The 4,044-nt window shown below is 62.4% G+C and carries 4 protein-coding genes; 1 reads left to right on the top strand and 3 read right to left on the bottom strand.

The window, feature by feature from the left end; translation table 11 throughout:
- Positions 1 to 1,000: 1,000 nt before the first annotated feature.
- Positions 1,001 to 1,309: a YebG family protein gene (locus QZY03_RS26755; protein ID WP_295586491.1), complete on the bottom strand. Its 309-nt coding sequence runs from the start codon at positions 1,307 to 1,309 to the stop codon at positions 1,001 to 1,003.
- Between the two features lie 105 nt (positions 1,310 to 1,414).
- On the opposite strand from QZY03_RS26755, the gene QZY03_RS26750 reads away from it, so the two are divergent.
- A complete protein-coding gene (locus tag QZY03_RS26750) occupies positions 1,415 to 1,627 on the top strand; it encodes a hypothetical protein (RefSeq protein WP_295586489.1) in 213 nt (70 codons plus the stop codon).
- 1,391 nt (positions 1,628 to 3,018) lie between these two features.
- Here the strand turns inward: QZY03_RS26750 and QZY03_RS26745 are convergent.
- Both QZY03_RS26745 and QZY03_RS26740 read right to left on the bottom strand, forming a co-directional pair.
- The gene (locus QZY03_RS26745; RefSeq protein WP_295586487.1) at positions 3,019 to 3,597 is read right to left on the bottom strand and encodes a carbonic anhydrase; all 579 of its coding nucleotides are present in this window, start codon (positions 3,595 to 3,597) and stop codon (positions 3,019 to 3,021) included.
- Between the two features lie 91 nt (positions 3,598 to 3,688).
- Positions 3,689 to 3,919 (bottom strand): GNAT family N-acetyltransferase, encoded by a 231-nt coding sequence (locus QZY03_RS26740; RefSeq protein ID WP_295586484.1) that lies wholly within the window; start codon positions 3,917 to 3,919, stop codon positions 3,689 to 3,691.
- Positions 3,920 to 4,044: the final 125 nt, after the last annotated feature.

Genomic DNA, 4,044 nt, shown 5'->3' with positions numbered 1-4,044 from the left:
TGACGGCTGGTGTTTTGGTCGACTTCAGACGATACCGCCGGTCTCCCGCTGCCGCCACCTCCGCAGGAGCCGCCGGCCCTGGTCCAGCCCACCCGTGCACAGCGCCCGGCCTCAGGCAAAAATGGCCAAAGTCGAGTTAACAAGACCCGACAAATACTCCCGGCTTTGGAAACGCGTCCGACACTCCCAGTATCGCTGCCGGCCTAACAAACTTCGTGCAATCAGGTAGCTGTCTCGTGCATTGAAGTAGACGTATTCATGCAATGAGGTAGGTGATATCGTGCAAAGCGGTAGATCGCTTCGTGCTCTGAAGTAGCAAGAAAAAGATTCTGATCTTTTTTTCCTATGTTTTACATAATGTTATGTGACTTCCTAAAAAGCAATAATCTTCTTTTAATCCTTTTCTAATCATATTTTAAGAAACTTTTTTGCATTGAAATGCCCCAGAATGACCCCGCGTGCTCTGCTTGTCATTTTTTCGTGACAGGAAGCAATTCATTTCATGGAACCTTCCCGACACGCTCTGCCTCATTACGGCAAGAAAAAGGGATTGTAGGCCATACCTTAAACCGTATGACGCAGCCAGATCGGATTGCAACACACGGTTCGCAGAGCCATCGGGCGCTCTGTATGCAATGTCCACTAACTGTGTGAACTGACCTACACCTTCGAAATGAAGTAACAATACAGGACTAAGTGTCTACGTTATTGAGAGCTTGCTTGGATGCTCGACCACGTAGATGCGGGTGATATTGTGATGATGACCGCCTTAGGCCAGCAGGAAAAATGGCAGCTCGCACGCGGGTGTGCGACTCCGACAGGCGTTATCCCGTAACCGGTTCAGGGTTTGCCTTTAGAGCCGCCCGCGGCGCCTAGTGAAATCCACCACGGACATGCACAAAAGAGGACTGTAGAAGGCTAGGGGGCCGAACCCCACGTCTGCGCAACCGTGCGGTAGGGCAGGGAGCACCGGATAGCGCTCGTCACACCCAGCCTGCGTTTACCCTGCTGCGCGCAAGTGCGTCACCTTGACCGGGGACGGGACGACGTCTTGTGCCTCCGGGCCAAGGTCGGGCTCTTTACCCTTGAGGATGCGTTCGATCTGGCGGGTGTTGCGTGCCAGGTAGATGGTCAACTCCTCCAGATCGTGCTCCGCCAGTCCGGGCAAGACCTTGTCGTGGCGCAGCAGGTCGGCCAGGCGCTCGGCGGTCTCCAGCGCCTTGTCGTAGGCGTCGGCGGCCTTTTTGTCGGTCGTGCGCAATTTCTCGACTCCCTTATGGTCTTTGACGACGTATTCAATCTCAATCACGGTGTGGGGCTCCCAATGGGCCGGGTGAGGCGGCGGGCGTGGTCGACCGGTACGCCGTCGGCGGGGCCGCAGTATACCGATATGTGTCATAGCCGCGATGTCGGAATGGACAGTACCCCGGTACTGGAACCGATCTCCATTGACGAAGCGTTGCAGGACGAGCGTGGGTTGGGGCATCTGATCGGCCCTCCAGAGACCATTGGCCGGCGGATCAAGGAGGGGATCTGTACCACGGTCGGGCTGACTGTCTCGGCGGGCATCGGCCCGGACCGACGGGTGGCCAGGACCTTTTGGGACGTCGACACGCCGCCAGGCTGATCGTGGTACCTCCGGAACAGAACCTGGACGTTTCAGGTGCGCAACCGGTCGCTCTCCGGCGCGGAGTCGGCCGTCCGACGGGGCCCACGTTGGAGCGGCTGGGCCTGCGGACCGTGGCCGCTGTGCGGCAGGTGTCGTTGGAGCAACTTCAGGCCCAATGTGGGTCCGCGCGGCCACGCGTCTCTACCAAAAAGGCGCGCGGGCTCGCCACCGACCACGTGGAGGAGGGTGCCATCCGCCAGTCGCTTGCGAAGGAGACCCGAAATCGGATGTTGGCGACCCTGCGACCCCTTGCGCGACCTGGCGGCTGAGGTCGCCAGCAGGGCCTGCCGGGAAGGGGATCGCCGCGCTCGGTCCCTCGGTAGCGGTTCAGCCGGTTCGCTTCGACGGTGGTACACCGCGCCCTTTGGACAACGAGCGGGAGCAGCATCTCACGGCCCCGGTCGACCGGATCCACGCGTGCTTTGGCTTTCGCGTGCGGGCGCGTGACCCGGTTTCGCCGCGGATGGCGCGGTGATGCCAGCGTGTCGGCGGTTGAGGTCGAGACAAGCCCTGTCCGATGGCATGCGCGGCCCCGCGTGGTCCATCCTTCGTGCAATGAAGTAGCTTGTCCATCCAGCGGGAGCGCGTCAGGGTGCCATCACCGAGGTGCGGCACGGCTGCCCACCCGCGGATGCGAGGGGTGCACTGCCCGCTGACGGTGCTGCTGGTAGGGCAGCCGGGCAGGCGGACGCCGCTGCCGGTCTGACCGGTCGCGTCGACCCGAGCGCATCGCGGCATCGCACTGAGAGGCGGAGTTGAACCGCCGCTGACGGCCACGAACAGCCATTCCGTGCTGGTTTACGGACGCCCGGAGATCGCCCCCAGGTGCACGGATAGCACTCAGCCCGTGCCACTCGATTGTTGCGCGGGACGGGGACTGGTGCCACTCAGGTCGCATTGAGGGCTGGCATGCGCATCAGTCGAGGTGCTCATCGCAGCCTTTCCTCCCGTGTTCAAGCTGTGTCGCCTCTCGGGAGGCGCTGGTGAAACCGAAAACCGCCGGGGCTGGCTCAACGAAAACAAGATCGCTCAGCCATTTCCGGTGAGGCGGCTTCGCGGTGCGGTCGGTCGGAGAACCGGAACCGCCCGGACTCGGTCAACAGCGGACGCTCACTCGTCAGGCGCGCGCAGCCCCTTGACGCGCCGTGCGGTCAGTCGCGCAGTGATCGCACGAAAGGCCGTTCACCGGGAATTCCAGTCGCTCGCGGCCGATCGTGGGCGGGACTCCGTTCGGCGGATGTAGACGCATCACGCGGTCACCCCACCCAGCCGGCAATGCCGAAGATTGGATGACGCGTGGTCAACCTGGCTGCGTGCGTTCGCCTGAGGCGGGGCGAGCGGTTCTTTCCTTAGCTGGCGCGTCCAACGCGTGTTGCCTCCGGAACCTCAACCAGTTTCCCGCTCTTGACGTCGTAGATATAGCCGTAAAGCGGGATCGATCTCGGCACCAACGGGTGTTGACGGATCCGCGTCACATCCTCCACGACGCTTTTGGCGTTGTCCTGGATGGTCAACCAGTCAATGTAGTGACCCTCGGTCGAGCCGGGACCTTCGCCGGAATCGTGCCAACCGGACGCATCGACACGCGATGTCTTCAGGCTGCTTGCCAGCAATTCCCGCATCACCGCGTCTGTAAAGGTCTCCATTCCGCAGTCCGTATGGTGAATGACGAACCATTCGCGGGTTCCGAGCAGCTTATACGAGATGACCAAGGAGCGAATGGCGTCGTCGCTTGCGCGCCCGCCGGCATTGCGGATCACATGCGCGTCGCCTTCCGCTAGACCCGCGTATTTCGCCGGATCCAGCCGGGCATCCATGCAGGTCAGAATGGCAAAGTGTCGCCCTAGGGGCATCGGCAGGTTGCCCTTGTCGAATCCCTGTGCGTAGGCGGCATTGGCGGCGAGAACCTCGTCGAGTATGTTGCTCATTGTGGTCTTTCCTCCGAGTGGCTTTGCTCAGTTGCCGCTTTCGTGATGCTCCCCGGCGCGCCGCGACATCGCACCGGTTCGCAGGCGAGCTTCACACACCGAAGCGGCGGTTGTACAGTGGGTCGCCCCGCACCACACAGTCCTGGGCGCCCGGCGCCCGCAGGCACGCCAAACCGTCGCGGATCAACGCGCTGCCGCTACCACGGCGCTGGTGCGCTGGCGACACCGACCCCGGGGCGAGCCCGTACCAACCCGCATCTTGGCGATCCAGCGTGACCGGGAAGAACGCCAGATGCCCGACCACCGTCCAGCCCTGAAGCATAACCCTGCCGCCGACCGACATCGGGCATCGTCGGCGCCGGTCGGCGCTGGCGTTGGCCATTGCGGCATGGGTTTGACCTCACCAGGGAGGCAACGGGACGCCCGGGCGGGTACCGGAAGGGTGGT

The sequence above is a fragment of the uncultured Lamprocystis sp. genome (genome assembly GCF_903933125.1).
Lineage (GTDB): Bacteria > Pseudomonadota > Gammaproteobacteria > Chromatiales > Chromatiaceae > Thiodictyon.
The sequence above is the reverse complement of the archived record's forward strand: the minus strand, read 5'-3'. Positions and strand labels throughout refer to the sequence as shown.